Origin of the sequence: Pseudomonas extremaustralis, from assembly GCF_900102035.1 — a bacterium.
GTDB classification, from domain to species: domain Bacteria; phylum Pseudomonadota; class Gammaproteobacteria; order Pseudomonadales; family Pseudomonadaceae; genus Aquipseudomonas; species Aquipseudomonas extremaustralis.
Window position 1 is genome coordinate 6,221,893 of the sequence record NZ_LT629689.1, and the last position, 22,992, is coordinate 6,244,884.

At 56.8% G+C, this 22,992-nt stretch carries 21 protein-coding genes and 2 pseudogenes; 17 read left to right on the plus strand and 6 right to left on the minus strand.

The features are described 5' to 3' along the window. Positions 1 to 2: 2 nt before the first annotated feature. From flgE to flgB, 4 genes are read right to left on the minus strand one after another with little or no spacing between them, the layout of a single operon-like run. Positions 3 to 1,151, minus strand: a complete 1,149-nt coding sequence (flgE, locus tag BLR63_RS28680; RefSeq protein ID WP_010567405.1) for a flagellar hook protein FlgE — start codon at positions 1,149 to 1,151, stop codon at positions 3 to 5. A gap of 15 nt (positions 1,152 to 1,166) precedes the next feature. Continuing rightward, the gene (locus tag BLR63_RS28685) at positions 1,167 to 1,844 is read right to left on the minus strand and encodes a flagellar hook assembly protein FlgD (RefSeq protein ID WP_010567406.1); all 678 of its coding nucleotides are present in this window, start codon (positions 1,842 to 1,844) and stop codon (positions 1,167 to 1,169) included. A 3-nt stretch (positions 1,845 to 1,847) separates the two neighbouring features. Continuing rightward, positions 1,848 to 2,255, minus strand: a complete 408-nt coding sequence (flgC, locus tag BLR63_RS28690) for a flagellar basal body rod protein FlgC (protein WP_010567407.1) — start codon at positions 2,253 to 2,255, stop codon at positions 1,848 to 1,850. A 15-nt stretch (positions 2,256 to 2,270) separates the two neighbouring features. Beyond that, positions 2,271 to 2,684 carry a flagellar basal body rod protein FlgB gene (gene flgB, locus BLR63_RS28695; RefSeq protein ID WP_010567408.1) on the minus strand — a complete coding sequence of 138 codons (414 nt, stop codon included), beginning with the start codon at positions 2,682 to 2,684 and terminating at the stop codon, positions 2,271 to 2,273. Between the two features lie 162 nt (positions 2,685 to 2,846). On the opposite strand from flgB, the gene flgA reads away from it, so the two are divergent. From flgA to BLR63_RS28735, 8 genes are all read left to right on the plus strand, one after another. Beyond that, the gene (gene flgA / locus BLR63_RS28700) at positions 2,847 to 3,506 is read left to right on the plus strand and encodes a flagellar basal body P-ring formation chaperone FlgA (protein WP_042947583.1); all 660 of its coding nucleotides are present in this window, start codon (positions 2,847 to 2,849) and stop codon (positions 3,504 to 3,506) included. A gap of 76 nt (positions 3,507 to 3,582) precedes the next feature. Further along, positions 3,583 to 3,861 (plus strand): flagellar biosynthesis anti-sigma factor FlgM, encoded by a 279-nt coding sequence (gene flgM, locus BLR63_RS28705; RefSeq protein WP_010567410.1) that lies wholly within the window; start codon positions 3,583 to 3,585, stop codon positions 3,859 to 3,861. A gap of 27 nt (positions 3,862 to 3,888) precedes the next feature. Further along, positions 3,889 to 4,320 carry a flagella synthesis protein FlgN gene (locus BLR63_RS28710; protein WP_010567411.1) on the plus strand — a complete coding sequence of 144 codons (432 nt, stop codon included), beginning with the start codon at positions 3,889 to 3,891 and terminating at the stop codon, positions 4,318 to 4,320. 200 nt (positions 4,321 to 4,520) lie between these two features. After that, entirely contained in the window at positions 4,521 to 4,880 is a 360-nt protein-coding gene (locus BLR63_RS28715; protein ID WP_010567412.1) for a response regulator, read from the plus strand. Next, positions 4,880 to 5,491 (plus strand): chemotaxis protein CheC, encoded by a 612-nt coding sequence (locus BLR63_RS28720; RefSeq protein WP_010567413.1) that lies wholly within the window; start codon positions 4,880 to 4,882, stop codon positions 5,489 to 5,491. The genes BLR63_RS28715 and BLR63_RS28720 overlap by 1 nt, the downstream gene beginning before the upstream one ends. 11 nt (positions 5,492 to 5,502) lie before the next feature. Next, positions 5,503 to 6,831: an ATP-binding protein gene (locus BLR63_RS28725; RefSeq protein ID WP_010567414.1), complete on the plus strand. Its 1,329-nt coding sequence runs from the start codon at positions 5,503 to 5,505 to the stop codon at positions 6,829 to 6,831. Between the two features lie 2 nt (positions 6,832 to 6,833). Then, positions 6,834 to 7,271, plus strand: coding sequence for a response regulator (locus BLR63_RS28730; protein WP_010567415.1), 438 nt, complete (start codon positions 6,834 to 6,836; stop codon positions 7,269 to 7,271). 190 nt (positions 7,272 to 7,461) lie between these two features. Beyond that, a complete protein-coding gene (locus BLR63_RS28735; protein WP_081480395.1) occupies positions 7,462 to 8,223 on the plus strand; it encodes an SDR family NAD(P)-dependent oxidoreductase in 762 nt (253 codons plus the stop codon). An 81-nt stretch (positions 8,224 to 8,304) separates the two neighbouring features. Here BLR63_RS28735 and BLR63_RS28740 read toward each other — a convergent pair whose 3' ends face one another. Beyond that, positions 8,305 to 10,635, minus strand: a complete 2,331-nt coding sequence (locus BLR63_RS28740) for a TonB-dependent receptor (protein ID WP_010567417.1) — start codon at positions 10,633 to 10,635, stop codon at positions 8,305 to 8,307. Positions 10,636 to 10,960: 325 nt separating this feature from the next. Here BLR63_RS28740 and BLR63_RS28745 point away from each other — a divergent pair, with 325 nt between their 5' ends. Further along, a complete protein-coding gene (locus BLR63_RS28745; RefSeq protein WP_010567418.1) occupies positions 10,961 to 11,497 on the plus strand; it encodes a dihydrofolate reductase family protein in 537 nt (178 codons plus the stop codon). A gap of 171 nt (positions 11,498 to 11,668) precedes the next feature. On the opposite strand, the gene BLR63_RS32260 is transcribed toward BLR63_RS28745, so the two are convergent. Further along, positions 11,669 to 12,109 (minus strand): GFA family protein, encoded by a 441-nt coding sequence (locus BLR63_RS32260; protein ID WP_010567419.1) that lies wholly within the window; start codon positions 12,107 to 12,109, stop codon positions 11,669 to 11,671. A gap of 366 nt (positions 12,110 to 12,475) precedes the next feature. Between BLR63_RS32260 and BLR63_RS28755 the strand changes: the two genes are divergently transcribed. From BLR63_RS28755 to BLR63_RS28795, 8 genes and pseudogenes are all read left to right on the plus strand, one after another. Next, entirely contained in the window at positions 12,476 to 13,318 is an 843-nt protein-coding gene (locus BLR63_RS28755) for a MurR/RpiR family transcriptional regulator (RefSeq protein WP_010567420.1), read from the plus strand. Positions 13,319 to 13,584: 266 nt separating this feature from the next. Continuing rightward, the gene (locus tag BLR63_RS28760; RefSeq protein ID WP_010567421.1) at positions 13,585 to 14,616 is read left to right on the plus strand and encodes a TRAP transporter substrate-binding protein; all 1,032 of its coding nucleotides are present in this window, start codon (positions 13,585 to 13,587) and stop codon (positions 14,614 to 14,616) included. A 24-nt stretch (positions 14,617 to 14,640) separates the two neighbouring features. Further along, complete coding sequence (locus BLR63_RS28765; protein ID WP_010567422.1) at positions 14,641 to 15,210, plus strand: TRAP transporter small permease subunit; 570 nt, start codon at positions 14,641 to 14,643, stop codon at positions 15,208 to 15,210. Beyond that, positions 15,207 to 16,511, plus strand: coding sequence for a TRAP transporter large permease (locus tag BLR63_RS28770; protein ID WP_010567423.1), 1,305 nt, complete (start codon positions 15,207 to 15,209; stop codon positions 16,509 to 16,511). The genes BLR63_RS28765 and BLR63_RS28770 overlap by 4 nt, the downstream gene beginning before the upstream one ends. Before the next feature lie 17 nt (positions 16,512 to 16,528). Beyond that, positions 16,529 to 17,194 carry an aspartate/glutamate racemase family protein gene (locus BLR63_RS28775; protein ID WP_010567424.1) on the plus strand — a complete coding sequence of 222 codons (666 nt, stop codon included), beginning with the start codon at positions 16,529 to 16,531 and terminating at the stop codon, positions 17,192 to 17,194. A 124-nt stretch (positions 17,195 to 17,318) separates the two neighbouring features. Further along, positions 17,319 to 18,643, plus strand: a pseudogene (locus BLR63_RS28780) (OprD family porin). An 827-nt stretch (positions 18,644 to 19,470) separates the two neighbouring features. Beyond that, positions 19,471 to 19,770 (plus strand): annotated as a pseudogene (locus BLR63_RS28785) (DUF3077 domain-containing protein); the annotation flags it as partial. A 1,873-nt stretch (positions 19,771 to 21,643) separates the two neighbouring features. Then, entirely contained in the window at positions 21,644 to 22,927 is a 1,284-nt protein-coding gene (locus BLR63_RS28795; protein ID WP_010567428.1) for a HEPN domain-containing protein, read from the plus strand. Positions 22,928 to 22,992: the final 65 nt, after the last annotated feature.

The window sequence follows — 22,992 nt, forward strand, 5'->3', positions numbered from 1 at the left end:
GGTCAGGAACCGATGTTCACGGCTTGTTGCAGCACTTCGCTTTGCGCCGTCACCGACTTGGCGTTGGCCTGGAAGTTGCGCTGGGCAATGATCAGGTTCACCAGTTCGGCGGTCAGGTCGACGTTGGAGTCTTCAGTGGTGCCGCTCAGGATTGACCCCAGCGAACCGCTGCTGGCCACGCCCAGCAGAGCCTGACCGGAGGCGGTGGTGGCCAGCCAGGTGTTGTCGCCGTTGGCTTTGAGACCGTTTTCGTTGCTGAAGTTGGCGAGCTGGATCTGATTGACGTTTTTGGTCTGGTCGTTGGAGTAGGTGGCGACCACGGTGCCGGTTTCATCGATGGTGAAGCTCACCAGGCTGCCGGAGGTGTAGCCGTTCTGGGTGATGTCGGTCACCGACGAATCGTTGCCGAACTGGGTGGTTCCGGTCAGGTCGAGGGTCAGCGACATGCTCGCCGCGCCGTTGGCCGGGTCATAGGTATAGGTGCCGGTGGTGCCGCTGGTGATCAGGCCGCTGGAACTGAAGCTGACGGTTTGGGTGTCGGTCAGCAGGTTGCCGTCGATGGCGGTGTGCACGTCCCAGGTGTTGTCGGCGGTCTTGCTGAAATACAGCGTGCTGGTGTGGCTGATGCCCAGGGAATCGTAGAGCGTCGTGCTGGTGGAATAGGAGTAGGTGGTCGAGTCGGTCTGGCTGAACGCGGTAGTGATCACGCTTTTGCTGGCGTCCAGGTTCAGCTCGGCATCCAGCTCGGTGCTGGCGCTGGCTTGCATGCCGGTGGTGGGGATCTGGATCACGCCGTTGACCCCCAGCAATTTGTCGCCGGCGGCGTTTTCCAGGTAGCCGTCGGCGGTCAGGGTCAGTTGGCCGTTGCGCGAGTACACGGTTTGCGTGCCGTCGGAGAAGGTGAAGAACCCGTCACCGTTGATCGCCAGGTCCAGGGCGTTATCGGTGGTGGTCAGGCTGCCGGACTCGAAGTTCTGCACCACGCCCGAGACCTGGGTACCCAGGCCGACGTCGGCGCCGGAGTACACATCGGCGAACTGCGTGGTCGAGCTTTTGAAGCCCACGGTCTGGGAGTTGGAAATGTTGTTGCTGACCACGTTGAGGTCGGTGGACGCTGCCGACAGACCACTGAGCGCTTGGGAAAAAGCCATGGTGATTCTCCTTCGTTATAGGACGAGGCTGATGTCGCTCAGGGCGACGTTTTCGTTGACGCCGCCCAGGTCCAGCGCAACGGCGTTGCTGCTGTCGGTGGTGACACCGGTGACCAGCGCGTATTTGAGGGCAGTGCTGGCCACGGCGACGTCGTCGGTGGTGGCGCTGATGGAGAAGGTGTAGGCGCCGTCGGCGGCGGTGGTGCCGTCGTCCTGCAGGCCGTCCCACGACAGCGATTGGGTGCCGGCGCTCATCTCGCCTTCATCCAGGGTGCGCACCACGGTGCCGCTGCTGTCTTTGATGGTGACGGTGACGCTGTCGGCATCACTGTCCAGGGTGACGCCGAAGGGGGTGGTGACGCCGTCGTCGACCTGGATCGTGTTGCCGTCGATCAACACGCCGTTGCCCACCAGGGCCGAGGCTTGCAGGGTCTCGGAGGCACTGATCTGGCCAGAGATACCTTCCAGGGTGCTGGTGACGTCTTCGATGCTGCTGATGGTGCTGATCTGCGCCAGCTGGGTGACCATCTCGCTGTTGTCCATCGGGTCGGTGGGGTCCTGGTTCTGCAACTCCGTGGTTAACAGCGTGAGGAACTGGTCCTGCAATTCGTCCGATGCCGAGGTGCTGCTCTCGGCAGTGGTGCTGGTGCTGTTCATGGTCGACAACACCGAGCTGGAAATCGTACTGGTCATGGTTTATGCCTCACCTAGGGTCAAAGTTTTCAGCATCATTTCCTTGCTGGTGGACATGACTTCGACGTTGGCCTGGTAGGAGCGCGACGCGGAAATCATGTTGACCATTTCGCCCACCGGCTCGACGTTGGGCATGGTCACGTAGCCCGACTCGTCGGCCAGCGGATCGCCGGGGCGGTATTCCTGGCGCATCGGCGAGCCGTCCTCGACCACCTGGCTGACGCGCACGCCGCCGATGTTGCTGCCGGTCTGGTATTGCGATTCGAACACCACCTGCCGCGCCCGGTAGGCTTCGTTGTCCGGGCCGCTGGTGGTGTCGGCGTTGGCCAGGTTGCTGGCGGTTACGTTCATGCGCTGGGACTGGGCACTCAGCGCGGAGCCGGCGATATCGAAAATGCTGAACATCGACATGGTGGTTTCCCTGGGTTATTCGGACTGCATGGCGGTCTTGAGCGACTGTAGGCGGCTGCTCAGAAAGGTCAGGCTGGCCTGGTAGCGCACGGCGTTGTCGGTGAACTGCGCGCGCTCGCGGTCCATGTCCACGGTGTTGCCGTCCAGGCTCGGTTGGTCCGGCACGCGGTAGAGCAAGTCACGGCTGGCGAAGCGGCTGCTGTCGGCGTGCAGGTGGCGGTCGGACGTGGTGGCCAGGCTCATGCCGCGGCCCTGGGTGTGGGACTTTTGCAGGGAGCTGGCCAGTTCGGCGCTGAAGTCAAAATCCCGTGCGCGGAAGTTGGGTGTGTCGGCGTTGGCGATGTTATTGGCCAATACCTGCTGGCGCTCAGCCCGCAAACTCATTGCGTCCTGCTGAAAGCGCAGCTCGTTGTCGAGCTTGTCGATCATGGTTGCGGACCTGTGCATCAAATAAATGAACGGCTCGCAGGTTAGTCCCAAGGTCGCCCCGGCAAAGGCCGAAACAGGCGGCTATTTGACGACCAATTCAGGCCTTGCCTCGGCGGCGGGGCGACTAGAATTCTGCGCTGGGCAGCGCGGAGGGCTTGAGTGATGACGAGGCGATTAGGCGGCTTGATGTGCTGGTTGTGCTGCACCCTGGCCCAGGCCGACGGCCTGCAGGACGCGGTGCGCGAGTTGCTTGCGCCGCGCTTGCCGGCACGGGCGCAGTTGGTTGCAGTGGACATCGGCCAGCCGGCGGCGCGCATCGCCGCCTGCGCGACGCAACGGCCGTACCTGGTGCATCCAGAACAAAGCGTGATCGGCCGGGCCGCCGTGGGCGTGCGCTGCCTGGACGAAGTCGCGGGCTACCTGCAAGTCAGCGTGCGCGTGGTCGGCGACTATGTGGTCAGCCGCCAGCGCATCCCCGCCGGTGAGGTGATCAAGGCCTCCATGCTGGAACTCAAGCGCGGCCCGCTGGAACGTCTGCCCAAAGGCAGCGTGTTCGAGCCTTCGCAGATCATCGGCCGCCAGGCCAGCCGCACCCTCGGCCGAGGCATGGTGATTACCCAGAATCACGTGCGCGAGCGTTGGTTGGTGGAGCGCAACGCCCGGGTGGTCCTGCAAGCCCAGGGCGCGGGTTTTACCATCAGCCGCGACGGCAAGGCGCTGGACAACGGTAGCCTGGGCAGCACCGTACGGGTCATGGGCAGCGACGGCAAAATGCTCAGTGCCCAAGTGGTGGGCCAGAACGAGTTGCTGCTGCGCTATTAATTTTTAATCGAAGGTCAAAGTTTGCCGTCGCGATTGCCGATAGTGACCTCAACCACAGCCAATTGAAGCCTCTAACGTGAAAATCATAAGTGCAAACCTGACCAACACCCTGGCGCCCACCGACGGCAAAGCCACCGGCAACCCGCGCATCGAAACCTTGCCCCTGGAAGCCACCGTCGACGACAGCGTGCAAGTCTCCAGCAGCACCGCCAGCTCGCAGGTTGCGACGTCGTCGGACGTGGACATGGACAAAGTCGCGGCCCTGCGCCAGGCCATCGACAGCGGCACCTACCAGGTGAGCGCAGACTCGATTTTCGACGGCCTCGCCGCCAGCGTGCGCGAAACCCTCCCATGAACGCTGACCGATGAGGTGCAGGTGCCGATGAGTCTGGCCAAACACTTGGAATTGCAGCAGCAGGCGATCGTCGAACTTGTCGACTGGCTGGAACTGGAACGGCGTGCACTGGCCCAGGCCAAGGTCGACGGTGAAAAACTGCAGGAACTGACGGCGTGCAAACAGGCGGCATTGCAGAAGCTGGAGCAACTGGAAGCGATCCGCTCCGGGGCGCAGTTGAGGCTCGGCTATGGCGCAGGGCGGCAAGGTGCGCTGAAGGCGGCGCAGGATGCCGAGTGCGTAGCGGCCTGGCAGGAAGTGCAGGCCCTGGCGCGACGGGCGCGGGAGCTGAATGTGGCGAATGGCGAGGCGTTGGGGCTGCGCATGGCGGGTAACCAGCGGATTGTCGGGTTTTTGAATTCGGTGGTGGGGCACGCGTTGTACGGGCCTGATGGGCGCAGACTGCGCGGGGGTGATTGAGTCGTGAGGTTGGCTGTGTGATTGAAGCAAACACGCTTTTCAGGTGTGTCAGTGAATCGGTCAATCGCTGACGCAATATCAGGATTTCCTGATGGCTCTTTGCTATGTGTAGCGCTAGAGTGGTTAAAAGATTTAAAGAAATCTTCGTTTCTCCGGCTTCGACCGAAGCCGCAGCACACTTCATAAATGTGGAGTGCACCATGAAAGTTCTAATTGCCGACGACTCATCCATGTCCCGCAAGATGGTTTTGCGGGCCCTGCCAGAATCACTGACCGAAGATGTCCGCCAGGCCTGTAATGGCTCCGAGGTGATGGAGGCCTATCACGCAGGCTTGGTCGATCTGCTTTTTCTCGACCTCACCATGCCCGTCATGGACGGTTTCCAGACCCTGGAGGCGCTCAAGCGCGAAGACGCCAATGTGGTCATCGTGGTGATCAGCGCAGACATCCAACCCCTGGCCAGGCAACGAGTCGTGGACCTGGGCGCTGCCGCATTCGTAGCCAAGCCCGTTACGGCTGAAGCCCTGCTCAATGCTTTGCACTTCATAGGAGTGCTTTGATGGAAACTTTGGCCGCGCTTACCGAAGACCAACGTGATGCCTTGCAGGAGCTGATGAATATTGCCATGGGGCAGGCCGCCGAGCGATTGGCTCTGCTGACCAACACCATGGTGACGCTCTCGGTTCCTTTCATTCACCCCCTGATCCGGGAACAGAACCACCTGTTGATCCCGGACCATCTTCGTCAAAGCTCCATGGTCGTTACCCGACAGTCTTTTCTGGGCGAGCTACGTGGAGAGGTGTTCGTTTGCTTTGGCGCGATGGGGGCCGACAAGCTCGCCGAACTGCTGGGCTATAACGACGGCGACCCCGCGCAGCAGGAAGAACTGATGTTGGATGTCACCAACATCCTGTCCGGTGCCTGTATCAGCGGCCTGGCCAAGCAGGTGGCGATCCAAGTGAGCTATGACGCGCCGTCGATTCTGGTCCACAGGGAAGAGTCCGGCAACGCACTGGATGAATTGGACCTGAACGAACACCTTGCGATGGTGCTGGAAATCCGTTTCGAGGTTCAGGCTCATCAATTCTCCTGCGACCTGCTGATCTGCATCACCGAACGTACTGCCGGCGTTGTTATTCGGGCCATCGATCGTTTGCTGGACGAGCTTTGAGGGGCCTCTTTATGACAGACAGCAAAGCAATTTCCCGGGAAACCCTGGAGTCGATGCTCAAGGCCATCAACATGGGTGTGCTGTTGGTCGACCAGGACTGCAAAGTGCTGTTCTCCAATCACTTTATGACTATCAACAGCGGTCGCAGCGCTGAAGAACTTGTGGGCCGGACGCTGTTCGAAGCATTTCCGGAATTGCCGGAGGTCTGGACCCGACAGAAGATCAACAGTGTCGCCACTCTGCAAAATTTTGCTTTCACGTCATGGCAGCAACGGCCGCACCTGTTCAATTTCGAAAGCACCCGGCCTATCAGCGGCTTAGTCCGGCACATGTATCAGAACTGTACCTTCTTCCCCGTGCAGGACGCCGATGGCAGCAGTCTGGGGGTGGGCCTGGCCATCACTGATACCACCGACACTGCGGCCCGCCAACTCGAGCTGACGCACCTGAACAAGTTGCTGGAAGAAGAAAAGAGTGCCCAGGCACTGCTTATCGCGCGGCTCGAAGATGCACAGGCGCAGTTACTGCAGTCCGAGAAGATGGCGGCGATAGGTCAACTTGCAGCGGGCGTGGCCCACGAGATCAATAACCCGATCGGCTTTGTTTGCTCCAACGTCAACACCTTGCGTCGTTACCTCGTGGACATCTTTGCGCTGCTCGAAGCTCATGAACAGGCGAGCGATGAAACGCACGCCAATGCACATCCTGAGCTGGCGATCATGCGAGACAAGATGGATTACAAATTCATGCGTCAGGACATCGACGACCTGCTTGTCGAGTCGGCCGACGGTCTTGACCGGGTCACTCGCATAGTCAGGGACCTGCGCGAGTTCTCCCATGTCGACAGTTACGAATGGCAGTTGGCCGATCTGCACAAGGGGCTCGACAGCACCCTCAACGTTATCTGGAACGAGATCAAGTTCAAGGCCCAGGTAATCAAGTGCTATGGGGATATCGAACTCATCGAATGCATGGGCTCACAGATCAATCAGGTCTTTATGAACTTGCTCATCAACGCGAGCCATGCGGTGGGCAGCGACGGCGAAATCACCGTCAGGAGCGGGCGAGAAGATGGCGGGGTGTTCGTTGAAATCGCCGACAACGGCCATGGCATCCCCCCTGAAATCCAGAACCGAATATTCGAACCGTTCTTCACAACCAAGCCGGTGGGCATGGGATCGGGCCTTGGCCTGTCGTTGTCCTACAGCATCATCCTCAAGCACCACGGAAGGCTCACCGTCGAAAGTGAGCCGGGCAGGGGGAGTCGCTTCCGCGCGTGGTTACCATTACGCCAGCCCCAGCAGCAGGCCCTTTCAACTTCTGCCACAGAAGGATGCTGATCATGGAAGCCCTCTCCTCCAGCGTAAAACGCCACACCATCATGCTGGTGGATGATGAAGAGAGCATCCTCAACAGCCTGCGACGCTTGCTGCGGGTAAAACCTTACGACTTGCTTCTGGCCACGAGTGGGGCCCAGGCGCTGGAGCTCTTTGAACAGCACTCTGTCGACCTGATCGTCTGCGACGCGCGCATGCCGTTCATGGACGGTCCGACGCTGCTTCGCGAGGTGTATAAGCGCGACCCGGAATGCATGAATATCTTGCTCACCGGTTATGCCGACATGAGCATGATCACGCAAGCCCTCAGCGACGGGTACATTTTCCGCTACATCAGCAAACCCTGGAATGACGAGGAGCTTCAGCTCACCCTTGATCAGGCTCTAGAAGTGCAGAGAGTACTGCGTGATCGTGAAAATCCCCAGGCACTCGTTGGTGGATAGAGCGAAGCCCTGTGTGGTGCACACTTATGCTGGAAACTGCGTCAGTTTTTTTCTCAGCTAAACAGGTGGCAACCGGTGTTGGGCTGATGCTGGCTAGCTTGCCGCCCTTGCTCGGCTCACGTTTCGTAAGTAATGGCGTAGGTGTATCGTCCCCAGCCACTATTTGCCTCGAACAATTCGAGATTTCTATATGAAACCCAATCCGCCAATCGATAACGCATTACGCGTCGCGTTGGTTACAGGATCCACATCCGGTATCGGCGCGGCCATTGCACGTGTACTAAGCGGGGCAGGCTATGCGGTGGTTCTGCATTCGCGAAATTCTGCGGATACGGGTCGCGCTATGGCTGCCGAAATGAAACAGGCTATCTACGTGCAAGCTGATCTTGCTTGTGAAGCCGATAGGGTCAGGCTTGTTGACGAGGCGATCGCCGCGTGGGGTCAGCTCGACGTATTGGTCAATAACGCCGGCATCAGCAGGGTCATTCCCCATAGCGACCTTGCCTCTGCTACTTCGGCGGTGTGGCACGAACTTAACGAGATTAATGTCGTGGCGCCGTTCCATCTGGTCGCATTGGCCGAATCGGCATTGCGCGATGCCGCCCGTTACCGTCGAGCAGGTAGCGTCGTAAACATCAGTTCGCATGCTGGTGTCCGTCCTAAGGGCGCATCCATTCCCTATGCGGTGAGCAAAGCGGCGCTCAATCACATGACCCGCTTGCTCGCGGTGTCACTTGGGCCAGACATTCGCGTAAATGCTGTGGCGCCTGGCCTGGTCGACACGCCTCTGACCGCCGAGTGGAAAGAGGCCCAAGAGCTGTGGCGAGATCGCGCCCCAATGCGCAGGGCCGCTAGCCCAGAAGACATTGCAAACGCTGTTGCCATGTTGGTTGATTCGGACTACCTAACCGGTGAGGTACTCCTGTCAGACGGCGGATTAAATCTGACCTAGGGTCAGCGCGCCCCGCAGGGGCGGCCTAGATGACTTTGTCGGACGTACAGGGCCGCCGTCATGGGGCAGACGCTGAGCGACTCAGAACTTCACATTGAAACCGGCATACATCGCTCGAGGCGCCGCCGGGGTGATGGTCTGGGGATTGGATAGCCCCAGCGACGGGATGTCGCCAACGGCGGCGAACGTACCGTAGGTGGCATATTTGCGATCAAGGGCGTTGTCCACTTTGGCGAAGAGTTTGATTGTTTTGGTGAGCTGATAATCGCTGTGGACATTGAACACCGCATACCCGGCCAACTTGGCATTGTGGTTTGAATCGTCGCCGACATAGTACTGGCTGCTGTTGGCGAGCATGTCCGCGCCGAGGGTCAAGGCCGATGTCAATTTATAATCCCCGCCCATCTTCAATTGCCATGGCGAAATGCCGGGGATTTTGTCGCCGCGGGCGACAGCAATATTGCCGTTGGCATCGGCTTCAGGATTGTTGGCCGACGTCAGCGTCAGGTTGGATTGGTAGGTTGCATCGACATAGGCCAGTGTCGTGTAGGCAGACCAGTCGCTGGTTCGGTACTGGACGTAGGCATCGAGACCCTGGCGACGGGTTTTGCCCGCGTTCACATAGTAGCCATAGCCCGGGACCACGCTGCTGGGCTGGCTGACGATGTCATCGCTGTTGTCGGTACGGAACGCGCTGAGCTTCCAGTCAATCGTCGAGTCGGCGTTCACCGTGCTGTGGCCCCGCAGGCCTGTCTCGTAGGTCCTTGAGACAACTTGCTTGAGGGTCGGGTCTGACACCAGGAAACCTTCGAGCAAGCAGGGTTTCGCCGGGTTTGCACAGCCCAGTTCAAGCGGCGTGGGCGCGCGGTTGGCTTCGGAGTAGCCGCCGTAGATGCTCATGTCCGGCGTCAGTTTGTAGGTGAGGCCGGCGAGCGGGTTCAAGCGAGCGTAGCGATGATCGCCGGTGAGTTCAGGGGAGTTGCCCAGCGCGTCGCTCAGGTTGATCTGAGCGATATTCAGCCGCGCGCCGAGCGTGGCCGACAGACGATCGGTGAGGTCGAGCGTATCGGAGGAAAACAGCCCCTGATAGGTATTCTTCGCCCTCAGCTTGACGGGTTGAATCAAGCCGTCGCTGGTCTGATAAGTGATTCCGGAGCCGACGACGTAAGGATCTATCGTGGTGTCCGCTATGGTCCCGAGCTCATTGCTTCCCGAGAACGACAGGCTGGAATAGTCGATGTTGGCGCCCGCCACGAAATGATTGTTCAGTGTCAGGAACGAGCCGTCATACGTAGTCTGCAGAGAGGCGCCGACGGTGTCGGAGTTGACGTGGGTGCGGTCTATCGAGCCGGCGATCCCTTGGTTCAATCCGGTGCCAGGCAGCAGGCTCGAGGATAGATTTTGTCCGCTCCCGGCGTTCTGCGCGACCGCATCGCCCAGGCACAACTGCGTTGGATCGCCTGCACATGCGGCCACATCGGAGGTGTTGCCATCGACATGTTTCTGGTCGAAATGACGCACATAGAGATTGCTTTGCACCGCCCAGTCGTCATTGAGCGATACCTTGCCGTTAAGGCCGACCATCAACATGTTGTTTTCTGTGGTCTGGGGGAACGTATAGACACTCGAGTACCTGCGCGCCAGCTCCTCGACGGGCGTCGGGCCAATGACCCCTAGCGTGTTCGATGCGGCCGAAAGGTTGAGATGGAACTCGCGCACGTCGTCCTTGTACCCAAGGTCGGTGTAGAACCGCTTGATCCTCGAAGACGAGTGATCACGCCAACCGTCCTCATGGATTTCTTCACCGGAGGTGTAGAAGGCCCAGTTGTCTTTTTGGGCACCGTATTGCAGAGAGCTGCCGATGCGTCCGAACGACCCTCCTGTGACCTCGGCTTCCAGTCCGTCATAGGTGAAACCGTTCTTCAACTGCAGATTGATCGCCCCGCCGAGGGCGTTAAGCCCGAAGACCGGATTGCTGGTCCACACATCCGCGCGGTCAATGGCCACGCTGGGCACCAGGTCGAAATTCACGGTATCGCCGAACGCTTCGTTGATTCGCACGCCATTCAGATAAACCGCCAGCCCCTGCGGGGTTCCTTGCGTCGCGGAGGCCCTGAAGCCATGCAAATTGATGTCCTGCGAAAACGGATTGCCCTGCACATCGGAAATCTGCAGGCCTGGCGTTTGTTGCGACAGCGTGTCCAGTACGGAAGCGGATTTATTGCGGTCGAAATCGTCGGCAACCAGCGATTGGGTATTGGTTGGCACTTTATCCCGATCGATCGAGTCGCCGGCCACGGGCGAACTGCCGATGACTTGGATCGTTGGCAATTCCATTTCCTGGGCGTGCGCGACGATGGGGAGGTAAATGCAGGCAGAGCAGAGGAACATACGTTTTAACGTCTGGTGCATGGTCGGCCTGCGTATTTGTTTTTATTTTTTTGCGCAATTTACCAGCACCTATAACCCCGGACTTCGGGGGAGCACTTGATAAAACGCGAGGGGTAAAAAACCATATTCCTGGCGTGATAAATACGTCAACGCCTCTTTGCAATATCACGACCTATTAATAGGGAAGTTGAGACTTTGGGATGAGGCGATGGGGGCAGTGCTCTTGAGTGTTGTTTTCGGTAGGGCGGTAATAAGCCTGCGCAGGTTTATTGGGATCGGGTGAGCCTTTTATTTATTCGGCTTATGATCACGCATGAATAAACGGCGCTTCTATTGGGAGGTCCTGATGGCCACTGCACATGTTTTCATCGCCGTCAGCCTGGACGGCTTCATCGCCCGGCCAGATGGCGACATCGATTGGCTTTTGCAGCGTGATGATCCGACTGAAGATCATGGCTACAACGCCTTCATTGCCGACAAGGATGTGATCGTGATGGGGCGAGGGAGCTATGAGAAGGTACGGACCTTCGACACATGGTTCTACGACCGGCCCGTCGTGGTCCTGTCTGAACAACTGACCGGTACGCCGGTACCCGAGGCGCTGAAGGGCAAGCTGCGTTTCTCAAACCTCGCACCAGCAGACCTGATGGCCGAACTGGCGGGGCAAGGCGTGCAGCGTGTCTATGTCGATGGCGGGCAGTTGGTGCAATCCTTCCTGCGCGATGGGTTAGTCGCCGATATGGTGATTACCACCGTTCCGGTGCTGATCGGATCGGGAAGGCGATTGTTCGGGGGCCTTCAGCGGGATATTGACTGGGAACTGGTATCCAACTGCAGCTTTCCTTCGGGGTTGGTGCAGGCTAGCTATCGGTTGACTGTATGACTGGTTCGGGAGGATGTTCGGTCTAGAGTACGAGGGGGAAAGGGGGCGGATATATTTTTCAGAAGAGGGGTGAAAAATAAATCCGTCTCCTTTTTACAAACATTGTTTGCTTGGGACAACCTTCACAATGAACCCACTGGATAGGGTTTCAAAAAGGCAACGCAGCTGCGCTTACTTATCCCCGGCTCGAAATTGAGACATCAGTGCTGGATAATCCTGCGGATCCGGGAAAGCTTCATAACTGACAGATGCCCCGGTCGTCACCCAAGGTAATTTCTCTCTCGTCCAGGTTTCCATGAACGGTCGGTAGTGCTGCGGGTTTTCCAACAGGCTGCTGCGCACACCTACGTACTCGTCGACTCCGGCGGGCCGTGTGAATAGCCACGTCAGGCAGTGTGCGCAGAAATAGTGGCGAGTTGGGCCATGTAGACCACCGAGGACAGTTTCGCCTTGTGTTACTGCGAAGGCTGCCGCAGGAAAAAGTGCCGTCAGAGAAAATGCGCTAGCGGACATTTTTTGACATCCGACGCAATGACAGGCAGTAGTCATGACAGGTGGGCAATCGCTCTCAAAAGTAACGTGTCCGCAACGGCAGGTTCCCGAAAATACCATGAGCTTTATCTCGTAGTGCGCGGATGGGCGCTGGTTGGGTAAAGTGGGGTCAGGGAAAGCATGCGCGAGTCTGGGTTTGATTGAAACTAAGTCCGTGAGATCGCATCCCGGCGGAACACTGGACCGCGATAGCGGTGAGAGCGATGAGCCGGTTACCCATAGCGCAAACGCCATTTTCGTGCAGGTTCTGCTTTTGTGCCATCGCTAGAGCAATGAGTCAACTACAAGCCGCCATGGAAAATTTCTTCATTTACCTCAAGTTGATGTAGCTTGATTCGTGACAACAATGAATTCATCTGAACAACATTGGCCCTTGCCAAACTCATGATGGCTTAATGCTCCCCCAACCTTGCCAAGCAGAAATCCATGCCGCCTAAAGAACTATCCTTCCTGACTCGCGTTCGTGAATCACTCAGCACGCTGAATCCGGCTGAGCGGCGGCTGGGGGAATTCGTGTGTGATTTTCCAGCAGAGCTGGCAAGTTATTCGGCGTCCGAACTGGCGACATTAGCCCAGGTGTCCAATGCCACGGTGTCACGGTTCGTTAAGCGCCTGGGCTATGAGAATTACGAAGCAGCGCGGCGCCATGCCAGGGTGGAGAAGCAGAGTGGGTCGCGGTTATTTCTGACCGGTTCCGTGGACAGCGCGTCCGTGCAGTCGGTGGAAGCACACGTTGCGCAAGGTGTCGCCAATATCGAGTCGACGTTCTTGGGCATCAGTGAGGGGCAAATCAGCGCGGTGGCGCAATCAATGCTGGATGCGCGCAAGGTCTGGGTGTTGGGTTTTCGCAGCAGTTATCCCTTCGCTAGTTACCTTCAATGGCAGATGACGCAGGTGGTAGAGAACATCGTAGCTTTACCGGGGGCAGGACAAACACTGGGAGAAAGCCTGGTGAGCATGACTGAGCAAGATATGGTGGTGGTGTTCGGCTTGCGGCGTCGGGTAGCGAACATGGATGCGATTCTGGAACTGATCAAAAAAAATGGCGCGAAACTGCTGTACATCACCGACGAGGGTGTTGCGCCGTTGTCCAGCGTGACGTGGCATTTTCGCTGCCAGACGTTGGCGCCGGGGCCGTTGTTCAATCATGTGGCGGTGATGGGTGTTTGCCATTTACTGGCGACCCGGGCAATTGAGCTGGCAGGTTCGGCTGGACGTGCACGCTTACGCGGAATCGAGTCGTTTAACGACAGTCTCGACGAACTCTGAGCTTTCTTTTATTTGCCAAGCAAAACCCGCAAAAACGACCGTATTTCGTGCCTCGCCCGCACATGGGGCACCGTTGAGGTGCGGGCTGAAAAGGCCCACCTTTTTTCATAACGGCGCAAAAAATAAGGTATCTGATTGATTTGTAAAGTGAAAATACATTTTCACTGTATATGGCATGAAAAATGAATTTCATTTTCCCGCACACCTAGCGGGCTGATGCGATTTGGCGGGTCCGCTTTCTTACTTGATTAAGACAGGACACGCACATGGCGCATCGCACTCTTCTCAGTTTGGCAGCCGCGCTGCTGGTCAGCACCGCCCAGGCACAACCCCTACAGCTTAAAGTGTTAGGCCAGCCCGCCGGTTCGGGCTTGATCCAGCAGAACCAGGAACAACCCTTCTTCAACACGTTTGCGGCGGAATCGGGTCTGGACGTCAATGTGCAGTACGTGCCGACCGATATCGCCGGCATCCCTGACAGTGATGGGCTGCGCATCCTCAAGTCCGGGCTGTTCAATATCGTGTCCATCCGTGGCCCTCAAGTCAGCCGTGATGAGCCTTCGCTGCTGGGCTTCGACCTGGTTGGCCTGAACACCTCGTTTGACGCCGGCCGCGCTAATACCCGTGCGTTCTATGACTACGTTGATAAGCGTTTGCAGAGCAAATTCAATGCGAAGTTGTTGGGTGTATGGCCAGCCGGGCCACAGTTGGTGTTCTGCAAACCGGCGATCAACAGCCTGGCCGACTTGAAAGGCCTGAAAGTGCGCGTGGGTGATCAGAGCGGCGCGAAGTTCATGACCGGCCTGGGTGCCATCGGTGTACCGATGCCGTTTGGTGAAGTGCAGCAGGCACTGACAATGGGCGTAGTGGATTGCGCAGTCACCGGACCAGCTTCGGCAAACGCCGCCGGCTGGCCGGAAGCCGCCACCACCGTGTTGCCTATCGCCTTGCAACTGGCGGTCAACGGTTACGCGATCAACCTCAAAACCTGGAATGCAATGAGCCCCGAGCAGCAGAGCACGTTGCAAAAGGCATTCGATAAGCTGGACGACAACATCTGGAACTACTCCAAGGACCTGTACGAAGACGCCATGCGATGCAACGCCGGCGAACTGCCGTGCAATCAAGGCAAGTCGTACAAGCTGAAAACCTTGCCGGTGACGGCAGCCGATCAAGCCACCGTGGCTGCTGCTGTCGAGAAAACCTCGCTGCCGGCATGGGCGGCCCAATGCAATGCCGTGGACCCTGAGTGCGAGAGCGTCTGGCGGGCCACCATCGGCGCGCACCCGGGTCAGTAAGGCAAGGTATTGGAGATCATACTCATGAAAAATTATGCGCGATTTTCCGGCATTGTCTTTGGCGCCGTGATGTTGCTGCTCGCCTTGGCCATTACCGCTGAAACCGTGTTGCGCAAGCTGTTTTCCTTTTCGCTGGGTGGCCTGGATGAACTGGGCGGCTACGCGATGGCCGTTTGTGCACCCTTGGCATTCACTGTTGCGCTGATTGAGCGGGCGCACATTCGCATCAGCATTTTCCAGGTGAAAATGGGCGCTCGGGCCCAAGCGGTGACCAACGCACTGGCAATGGCGTCGCTGGGCTTGTTGTCGGCCTACTTGCTGTACTTCACCACCATCACGCTGCTCGACACGCAGTCTTATCAGTCTGTCGCACAGACCCCTTGGGCGACACCGTTGGTCTACCCCCAAGCGTTCTGGTTATTGGCAATGTCGGTCTTCACCGTCGCCGCGCTGGTCCTCTGCTGGCAGGCTTGCCAGCTACTGTGGCATGGAGACTGGGCAATGCTGAACCAACGCTTCGGCGCCGATACTGTGGCCGAAGAACTCAAGGCAGAGCTGGGCGACCTGGCCAAACGTGAGGCGAGCCAATCATGAGTATTGCGTTGGTAGGCATCGGTTTCGCCCTCATGTTGCTGCTGATGTTTTTGAGCATTCCGGTGGCGGTTTCAATCATCACGGTCGGCGCGTTGGGCGGTTATCTGCTGTTCGGTCCGCCGCTGGTCGACATGATGGGTGGCGTGCTGTGGACCAGCCTCAACAATCCGTCGATGCTGGCGATCCCATTATTCATGTTGCTGGGCGAACTGCTGCTGCGCGGCGGCATGGCCGACCGCATGTATGAAGCGCTGGCCGTGTGGATGGGGCGCCTGCCAGGCGGGCTGTTGCACGCCAACATCGCCAGCTGCGCCTTGTTTTCGGCCACGTCGGGGTCGTCGGTCGCCACCGCGGCCACTGTCGGCACCATCGCCCTGCCCGCCTTGTCGGCACGTAATTATCCGGTGCGGCCGTCATTGGGATCGCTGGCGGCCGGTGGCACGCTGGGTATTCTGATTCCGCCCAGTGTGAACATGTTGGTGTACGGCTCGCTGGCCAATGTCTCGGTAGGTCAACTGTTCACCGCCGGGGTGATCCCGGGTTTGCTGCTGTCGTTGTGCTTTTCGCTGTACATCTTTTTGGCCCACGGCAAGGCTGGTACCCACGCACCGCAAACACCAGCCATCCCGTTGAGGGTGAAGCTGGCGATGCTCAAGCATCTGGTCGCCCCGCTGATCATTTTCGGCGTGGTCATGGGCAGCATCTACGGCGGGCTTGCCACGCCGACCGAGTCTGCCGCACTGGGCCTGATCATCGCGCTGGTGTTGGTGGCGATCAACGGCAAATTGAGCACTGATCTGCTGATCAGTTGTTCGATGCAGGCAGCCAAGACCACTGGGATGGTCATCATCGTGTTGGCCTGCGCGCTGATGCTCAACGTCACCATGGCGATGGTCGGCCTGGCCCAGACCGTGACGGAATGGGTCGCCACATTGGGGATGAATCAACTCTCGTTGCTGCTGTTGCTGATTGTGTTCTACCTGGTGCTGGGCATGTTCATGGATGCCATGTCGATGCTGGTGCTGACCGTGCCCATCGCAGTGCCGATGGTGATGGCCGTCGGGGTCGACCCGATCTGGTTCGGCATTTTCATTGTGCTGATGTGCGAGATCGCGCTGATCCACCCGCCGCTGGGCATGAACCTGTTCGTGGTACATGGCGTGCGCAAGGACGGCGGCAGTTTCAACGACGTCATCATGGGGTCGCTGCCCTATGTGTTTGTGATGATTGGTTTCACCCTGTTGACCATGGCATTTCCAGTCATCGTCACCTGGTTGCCCAACCTGATGGCGGGGCAATGAACATGGATGGTGTACCCATGACCCGCCGGATTCTGGTGATCAACCCCAACAACAACGCGGCGGTGAGCGAAGGAATCCGTCGCGCCGCCGCTCAGGTGATTTGCGCCGATACCGAGTTGACGGTTGCCAATCCACTTCACGGACCGTTATCCATCGAAAGTCTTGAGGACCGAGCCCAAGCCATCCCGCCCTTGCTGGCAATGGTCGACAGTTACATAGGCCAGGGCTTCGACGCCTGTGTGCTGGGCTGCTATGACGATATTGCCCTGGACGAAATACGCCGGAGGCTGAAGATCCCGGTAGTGGGCGCGTTCGAAGCGAGTATCGCAGCGGCCCGCACGGTGTCGGCACGCTTTTGCGTCGTTACCACGGTGCATTCGGCGCTCCCTACCATCACGGCGCTGTTGCACACCTATGGCGCTCAACACATTGCGTCGGTGCTGGCCGCTGGCATAGGCGTCGCTGACGCCGCCGCAGGTGGCGAGGCAGCCTCGCACAAACTCAACCAAACCATCCAGGCGGCCATAGCGCAGCAGGGGGCCGACGCCATCGTGTTGGGGTCGGGTGGTTTGATCGGCCGAGCACCAGCGCTGGCGAAGGCATTCAACCTGCCGGTAATCGACGCGGTGCTTTGCGCCATCACTCAGGCTGAAGGGTTGGCAAAACTGCACAAACAGACCTGATGCCATCAAGACGGAGCGCTTTATGTCGCGCTCCGACTGACGACTCCAAGCATGAGCCTCTTTTTACGAAAGACCTGCCAGCCGGGCCCTCTTGGCCTGACTTTATCGACTCGGGGAGATTGAAATGAGTAATTTGACTAAAGGCCTGCTGGCCTTGACGGCATCCGCATGCCTGCAAAACGTGGCGCAGGCAGCACCACTGGTAGCCGACCAAGCGACAGCCAAGGGGTTGTCGAAGACAGCCACCTCAACGTGTTGCTGCGTAATTACTACTGGAACCGCGATGGAAAAAACGGTGGTGTGGACCGTCGTGATTGGTCTCAGGGCGTCATCGCCAACTTCGAATCCGGCTTCACCCAGGGCACGGTGGGTTTCGGTGTCGATGCGTACGGCGCGTTTGCCCTGAAACTTGATGGCGGTGCAGGCACGACCGGGCTGGGCAACCTGCCGATCAACCGTAATGGCGAACCGGAAGACTCGTACGGCAAAAGCGGAGGGGCATTGAAAGTGCGCGTCTCCAAAACGGTATTGAAGATCGGTGAAATGCAGCCCAAGAACCCGCTGTTCGCACCGGGCGGGGTGCGTGTATTGCCGCAAACCGCCAGCGGCATAAACCTGCTGAGCAGCGAGATCGACAACCTGAACATGGACGCCGGACACTTCTACTCTGGCACCAGCCCGGCAACCACACGCAGTGATGGCGAGCTGTTCGCCAGTTACGCGCGCAGGGCGTCAAGCGAGGCGGATTACATCGGTGGCAAGTATTCACCCTCCCCCAACTTCAGCCTGTCGCTGTACGGCTCGGAACTCAAAGACATCTGGCACCAGTACTACACCGGTGCCAACTACGTGCTGCCGCTGTCGACAACCCAGGCGCTGAACGTCGATTTCAGCCTGTATCGCACCCTGGATACCGGCAAGGCCGACGCGGGCGACATCAACAACACCACGTGGTCACTGGCCGCCGGTTACACGTTTCTCGGCGCCCACAAGATCACGCTGGCGTACCAGAAAGTACACGGTGATACGCCGTTCGACACCATCGCCTTCGGCAACGGTTCTGGCAACAAAGGCGACTCAGTGTGGCTAAGCAACGCGATTCAGTACTCGGACTTCAACGGCCCAGGTGAAAAGTCGTGGCAGGTGCGTTATGACCTGAACATGGCGCCATACGGCGTGCAGGGGCTGACGTTCATGACCCGCTATGTCAGTGGCGATGACATCGACGGCACCAAAGTTGATTCAAGTAGCGCCTACCGCAACCGTTACGGCGAGGACGGCAAGCACCATGAACTCAACCTTGAAGCCAAATATGTGGTTCAGGCCGGGCCGGCGAAGAATCTGTCGCTGCGTTTGCGTCAGGCCTGGCATCGCGCCAATGCCGCTCAAGGCGAGGGCGATCTGAGCGACTTGCGGCTGATCGTCGAGTATCCGATTTCAGTGTTTTGACGGGAGTCGGATCAGCGGTGTCAGAGTCTCACCAACTGCATCTGACACCGTGTGTCCCTCTACGCCAGGCTCGAAGTTGGCGATGATGAAGGCGGTGTAGCGAATGGCCCTAGCGCCGACTCCTAAACATCGTGTTCTACAGGCATTCGGTGCGCGAAATTCAATTTTGTACATTGCCTGTCAGGATCTGTACTTTCTAACCGGTAATTTGATCTCACCTTGTTGTGTCGCTAGACCGCAAAGGCGAGATTAATTTTTGAGGATTGGCTATTGGCCGATTGTGTTGAAAAAGTCGGTTTTCCCAAAATATTCGAACATTGATGGATGAAAACACCTCTATTGCCCGCAGCTACGTGAAATCCGAGTAATGAACTCTTCTGCCAAAAATTCAGATTTCAATCTCTGGCGCGTACTTTTCTGGCGTGGAATTCGAAGCCGACTTTTTCAACAGAATCGGCCGATTACAGCCTGCCCAAGCAAGCGCTCCCTGTTGAGTCGTGCTTGGTGTGTAGAAGACCATCCGCCCAGGTTGGGTTCAGCACAATGGCGTATCCGGACAATGATGTTAGTTCCGCATCTGGGGGGGAATCGGGGGCGTCCGCCAACCCCGGCCGACCTAACGGAAAATTTTCGCCACAGATACTAACTTTCCGCCCCGACCGCTCTTGCGCTACCGTCCTCTCCGTCGCTTTGTACCTTGCGACCGGACTTGAGAATCCGCGAAACAATAGGCTCACTACATTATTAGGAGCTTAAGCAATGAGCATTTCCGACAGGCCATATCACAATCCCACCACCCGCACCTCCGTCCACCCAGGAGGTGTCCAATGATCAACCCACCCCTCAACAAAACCCTCGGCGTCATCACCTTTTCCACCTGCGGCAAACAGCCCAACCTTCACCGACTATTCCGCGTCAATTCCGGCGTTCCTATCCGCGATGCCCTGGAGCATGCCTCCGAGCTGCTGCACTGTTCAAAACTGTTGGCCTTGGATGCCGCCATGGACAAGAGCGCGGACCGTTACGCCTGGGCGGCGCATTATTTGGGGGAGATGGCGAAGGCGGTGGTGGATGATTTGGCCAATGGGATGTTGCCCAATGGGGTGGCGGAGGAGGGGGACGTGGCGGGTAGTGGCGCTGCGGCTGACGCTATCGCAGGCAAGCCAGCTCCCATAAGGGGCTGTGTTTCAAGTTGAGATTGTGGTGGTCGGGGATTTTGCTGGCTGCTCACTTTTCGACAGGCGAAAAAAAAGACCTTGAATTTCAAGGTCTTTTTTTAAGATGGTGCCCGAGGGAGACTCGCGCATGCCATATAAGCCGTGCCTTGTAGGCGGATTTTACGGTTAGGGATACAGGTAGGGATACACGCTGACGTGGGCTGGCTCACCTTTTATCCCTTTGCGAGTTTACGAAAGTGCTCGAATAACCGAAACCCCACATAGTCCTGCCTGTGCTTATACAGGTGTCGGTAGTAGCAATCCCAGTAACTGATCATCCGATCCTGTTGTGCTTTGAAGTACTTTGGGTTGTCCCTGATGAATGCTCCGTACAGCTCCGGATCAAGCGCTTGCAGGTGAGCCTCGCAGGTATCAAGTATTTCCATTACGTACTCGCCAGTTAGCTGCACCACGAACGGGACCACCCAAGGCTCAGGCACAGAGATAATTTGCCTTAGCTGACGTTGTCGGACATGACCATCGTGATGCCTTGTCAGGATGCAGGAGTACATGACGCTTTGAAGCCCACTTAACTGCAGACATCCTTGCTCATTGCCCTCGTGATGAATTCGATAGGGAATGACTAAATCCTCGCCACCTACTCTGACTTCAATGCCTGGATGAGTTGCTTGGCTGGAGCTCCCCAGTATTGGGTGTAAGCCTTCAGCTCTCAACGTAAGGTCAGACGGGAAGGCGGTTGTGATTGAGCCTGTACGAAATGCAAGGTTTGATGCTGGGCTGGATGGCATGCTCAGTCTCGGGAGGCAGGGACGATGTGCTGTATATCTATCCTGACATAAAGCGACGCGGTTCATGTGGTTGGATGGATATGACCGAGGCCCCTTCGGCCGTCTGCCAATGTATGCGGCTCGTTGGACAGTCACGGATCTGAAATGCTGCTGGGGACCCTGAGGCTTTTCACTAGATACGGGGCATGAAACCCGCGGGATCGAGTTAGTGGGATGTGCCGGAAGTTACTGAAATTTCAATCGTTGAAATTGAAAGGATGTTGAAGAAAAAGGGCCATCGTTACAGCTTCGGTAAAGGTGGCTGTATCTGTTGCTGATAGTGAACACTCGCAGGGCGTCAACCATGGTGATGGGTGTCAACCACGTCAACCTGTCAACCAACTTAAAAAATCCACCCGCTAACACGAACGCGCGGGTTCTTTGCCCCGTATCTAAAAGAACTCTCCAGGGTCCCCACCATCGAAACCAAGCCAAGAGCATGATCCACCTTGCTTCGCTGAAGGAGCAATACCATAGGGGCTAGGGGGCTACCCTAATAAAACCGTGTTACCGGTGTTACGTGTGTTACATAAGTATATAACTATATGATTTTTATGCATTTATGTGGCGTTACACCGCTGGGGCTGGTATGTCGGTAGCAGTGTTACTAGGCGAAAAGGTGTTACATCAATTAGTGCCTCGGCAGGAGCTGTTTGCGATGATTGCAGCGGGTGCCATCGACCTAAGGGCTTCGTTTAGAAGGGCCGCTACCGGCCATCGGCGGACATAGCTCCATGGCTCACACGTCAGGCCTACGTTAGCTTCAGATCTCTTACCTGCTCATGGAGTAGATCACGTCGGCGTTCGGCCTGGGCAGCATGGTCCGAGTTCGCAATCTCCGACAGTAACGGTACAAGTAGTAATCCTTGACGGGGGCAGGGCGCTGGACTTCGAGGTTAGGGCTGAAGCGGAAAATTGAATTGCTAAATGGTGAGGACTGACACACCGATATCAAAGTGATACTATTAGGCTAATGAAAATTGGAATATTTGGTCATGGAAAACCTCAAAGTTGAGTACCTCGCGATAATCAATTCAAAAGAGGGGTTTTGTAATACCACGCCGTCTTTTAATAATTTGATTCAATCCTATGGCAGCGTAGATATAAAGAATAAGTACATTATTTTTGACGGCTTGAGATTTGATTATGACGTACAGCGAGGGGAAATACAGAATAACAGCCATCTTTTTTATCATGTCCGGCTGGGCTGCCCTAGTGATAGAGATGTCTCTATCTTCCTGTCTCTGCTGAAGTCGATTCGTACGATTTTGGCCAAGGTTTCCGAAAAACCGGTTGAAGTGTTATGGGATGATGTAAGCAGCAGTTTGTCGTATGCAGCTTATCCAGTGATTCATGAAATTGAGAACATGATGCGTAAGCTTATCACCAAGTTTATGCTAACAAAAATTGGTTTGGGCTGGACCAAAGAGGCGGTGCCGAAAGAGGTTTCCGAGTCGATTCGAACAAAGAAGAGTTCGGCCGGGAATAATTATCTATTCGAGACCGACTTTATACAGCTTTCCGACTTTCTGTTCAGGCCGTATTCGACAGCTAATTCTTCGAAGCTCTTAGACAAGCTCCGCTCGGCGCTTACAACCAATGATGTCAATATAGAAGAGCTCAAGGAATTGGTACCCACCTCAAACTGGGAAAGATATTTTCAGCCCATTGTGAATTGCAAGAGCGAGTACCTGCAGACTCGATGGGCAAGGCTTTATGATCTGCGCTGTTTGGTGGCTCATAATAATTTCATCGGTCATGAAGATTTTGAAAACATCCTAAAAATCTCGGGGGAAGTTAAAGAGAAACTGGCCGAGGCGCTGAGTAAACTCGATAGCATCCATATGTCTGCCGAGCAGAAAGAGGAAGTTGCAGAAAATATAGCCACTACGGTAAACAGTACTCATGCCGAACTGATTAGTATTTGGATTTCAATACAGCAGTTACTCATTGAAATAGCGATGAACGCGCTGGACCATGTGCAAGCACGCGACCTCATCAAGAATAAGACATCTACTCGGATGATAATAGATAAACTTGTAAATCATTCTGTTATCCCGGTGAAACTTGCTCAAGAGTTGATAAAGCTCCAGCTGTCCCGAGATATCATTGTGCACAACGTTGATGCTGAGCTAAGTGATTCAGTGTTGCTAACTGCTGACTCTGTAAAGCATGAATTGATTGATTTCTTGGAAACATTGGACGACATTCCCAGCTCCACTAGCTTGGAGGAAATTAACCCGGATACTCTCGAGCCTTCCGCGGCTCCGTCGCAGTGAATTGATAGAAAACGAGTGGCAACGGCCGGTATGGGTCGCCTTGAATCGAAGGCAGAGGTTTGCGA

Coding starts and splice junctions, on each gene's coding strand:
- BLR63_RS28735 (WP_081480395.1), top strand. CDS start 7,462: ATGAAACCCAATCCGCCAATCGATAACGCATTACGCGTCGCGTTGGTT.
- BLR63_RS28770 (WP_010567423.1), top strand. CDS start 15,207: ATGAGTATTGCGTTGGTAGGCATCGGTTTCGCCCTCATGTTGCTGCTG.
- BLR63_RS28730 (WP_010567415.1), top strand. CDS start 6,834: ATGGAAGCCCTCTCCTCCAGCGTAAAACGCCACACCATCATGCTGGTG.
- BLR63_RS32260 (WP_010567419.1), bottom strand. CDS start 12,109: ATGGTATTTTCGGGAACCTGCCGTTGCGGACACGTTACTTTTGAGAGC.
- BLR63_RS28755 (WP_010567420.1), top strand. CDS start 12,476: ATGCCGCCTAAAGAACTATCCTTCCTGACTCGCGTTCGTGAATCACTC.
- BLR63_RS28685 (WP_010567406.1), bottom strand. CDS start 1,844: ATGACCAGTACGATTTCCAGCTCGGTGTTGTCGACCATGAACAGCACC.
- flgA (WP_042947583.1), top strand. CDS start 2,847: ATGACGAGGCGATTAGGCGGCTTGATGTGCTGGTTGTGCTGCACCCTG.
- BLR63_RS28720 (WP_010567413.1), top strand. CDS start 4,880: ATGGAAACTTTGGCCGCGCTTACCGAAGACCAACGTGATGCCTTGCAG.
- BLR63_RS28795 (WP_010567428.1), top strand. CDS start 21,644: ATGGAAAACCTCAAAGTTGAGTACCTCGCGATAATCAATTCAAAAGAG.
- flgC (WP_010567407.1), bottom strand. CDS start 2,255: ATGTCGATGTTCAGCATTTTCGATATCGCCGGCTCCGCGCTGAGTGCC.
- flgB (WP_010567408.1), bottom strand. CDS start 2,684: ATGATCGACAAGCTCGACAACGAGCTGCGCTTTCAGCAGGACGCAATG.
- BLR63_RS28775 (WP_010567424.1), top strand. CDS start 16,529: ATGACCCGCCGGATTCTGGTGATCAACCCCAACAACAACGCGGCGGTG.
- BLR63_RS28710 (WP_010567411.1), top strand. CDS start 3,889: ATGAGTCTGGCCAAACACTTGGAATTGCAGCAGCAGGCGATCGTCGAA.
- BLR63_RS28715 (WP_010567412.1), top strand. CDS start 4,521: ATGAAAGTTCTAATTGCCGACGACTCATCCATGTCCCGCAAGATGGTT.
- BLR63_RS28725 (WP_010567414.1), top strand. CDS start 5,503: ATGACAGACAGCAAAGCAATTTCCCGGGAAACCCTGGAGTCGATGCTC.
- BLR63_RS28760 (WP_010567421.1), top strand. CDS start 13,585: ATGGCGCATCGCACTCTTCTCAGTTTGGCAGCCGCGCTGCTGGTCAGC.
- BLR63_RS28765 (WP_010567422.1), top strand. CDS start 14,641: ATGAAAAATTATGCGCGATTTTCCGGCATTGTCTTTGGCGCCGTGATG.
- BLR63_RS28745 (WP_010567418.1), top strand. CDS start 10,961: ATGGCCACTGCACATGTTTTCATCGCCGTCAGCCTGGACGGCTTCATC.
- BLR63_RS28740 (WP_010567417.1), bottom strand. CDS start 10,635: ATGCACCAGACGTTAAAACGTATGTTCCTCTGCTCTGCCTGCATTTAC.
- flgE (WP_010567405.1), bottom strand. CDS start 1,151: ATGGCTTTTTCCCAAGCGCTCAGTGGTCTGTCGGCAGCGTCCACCGAC.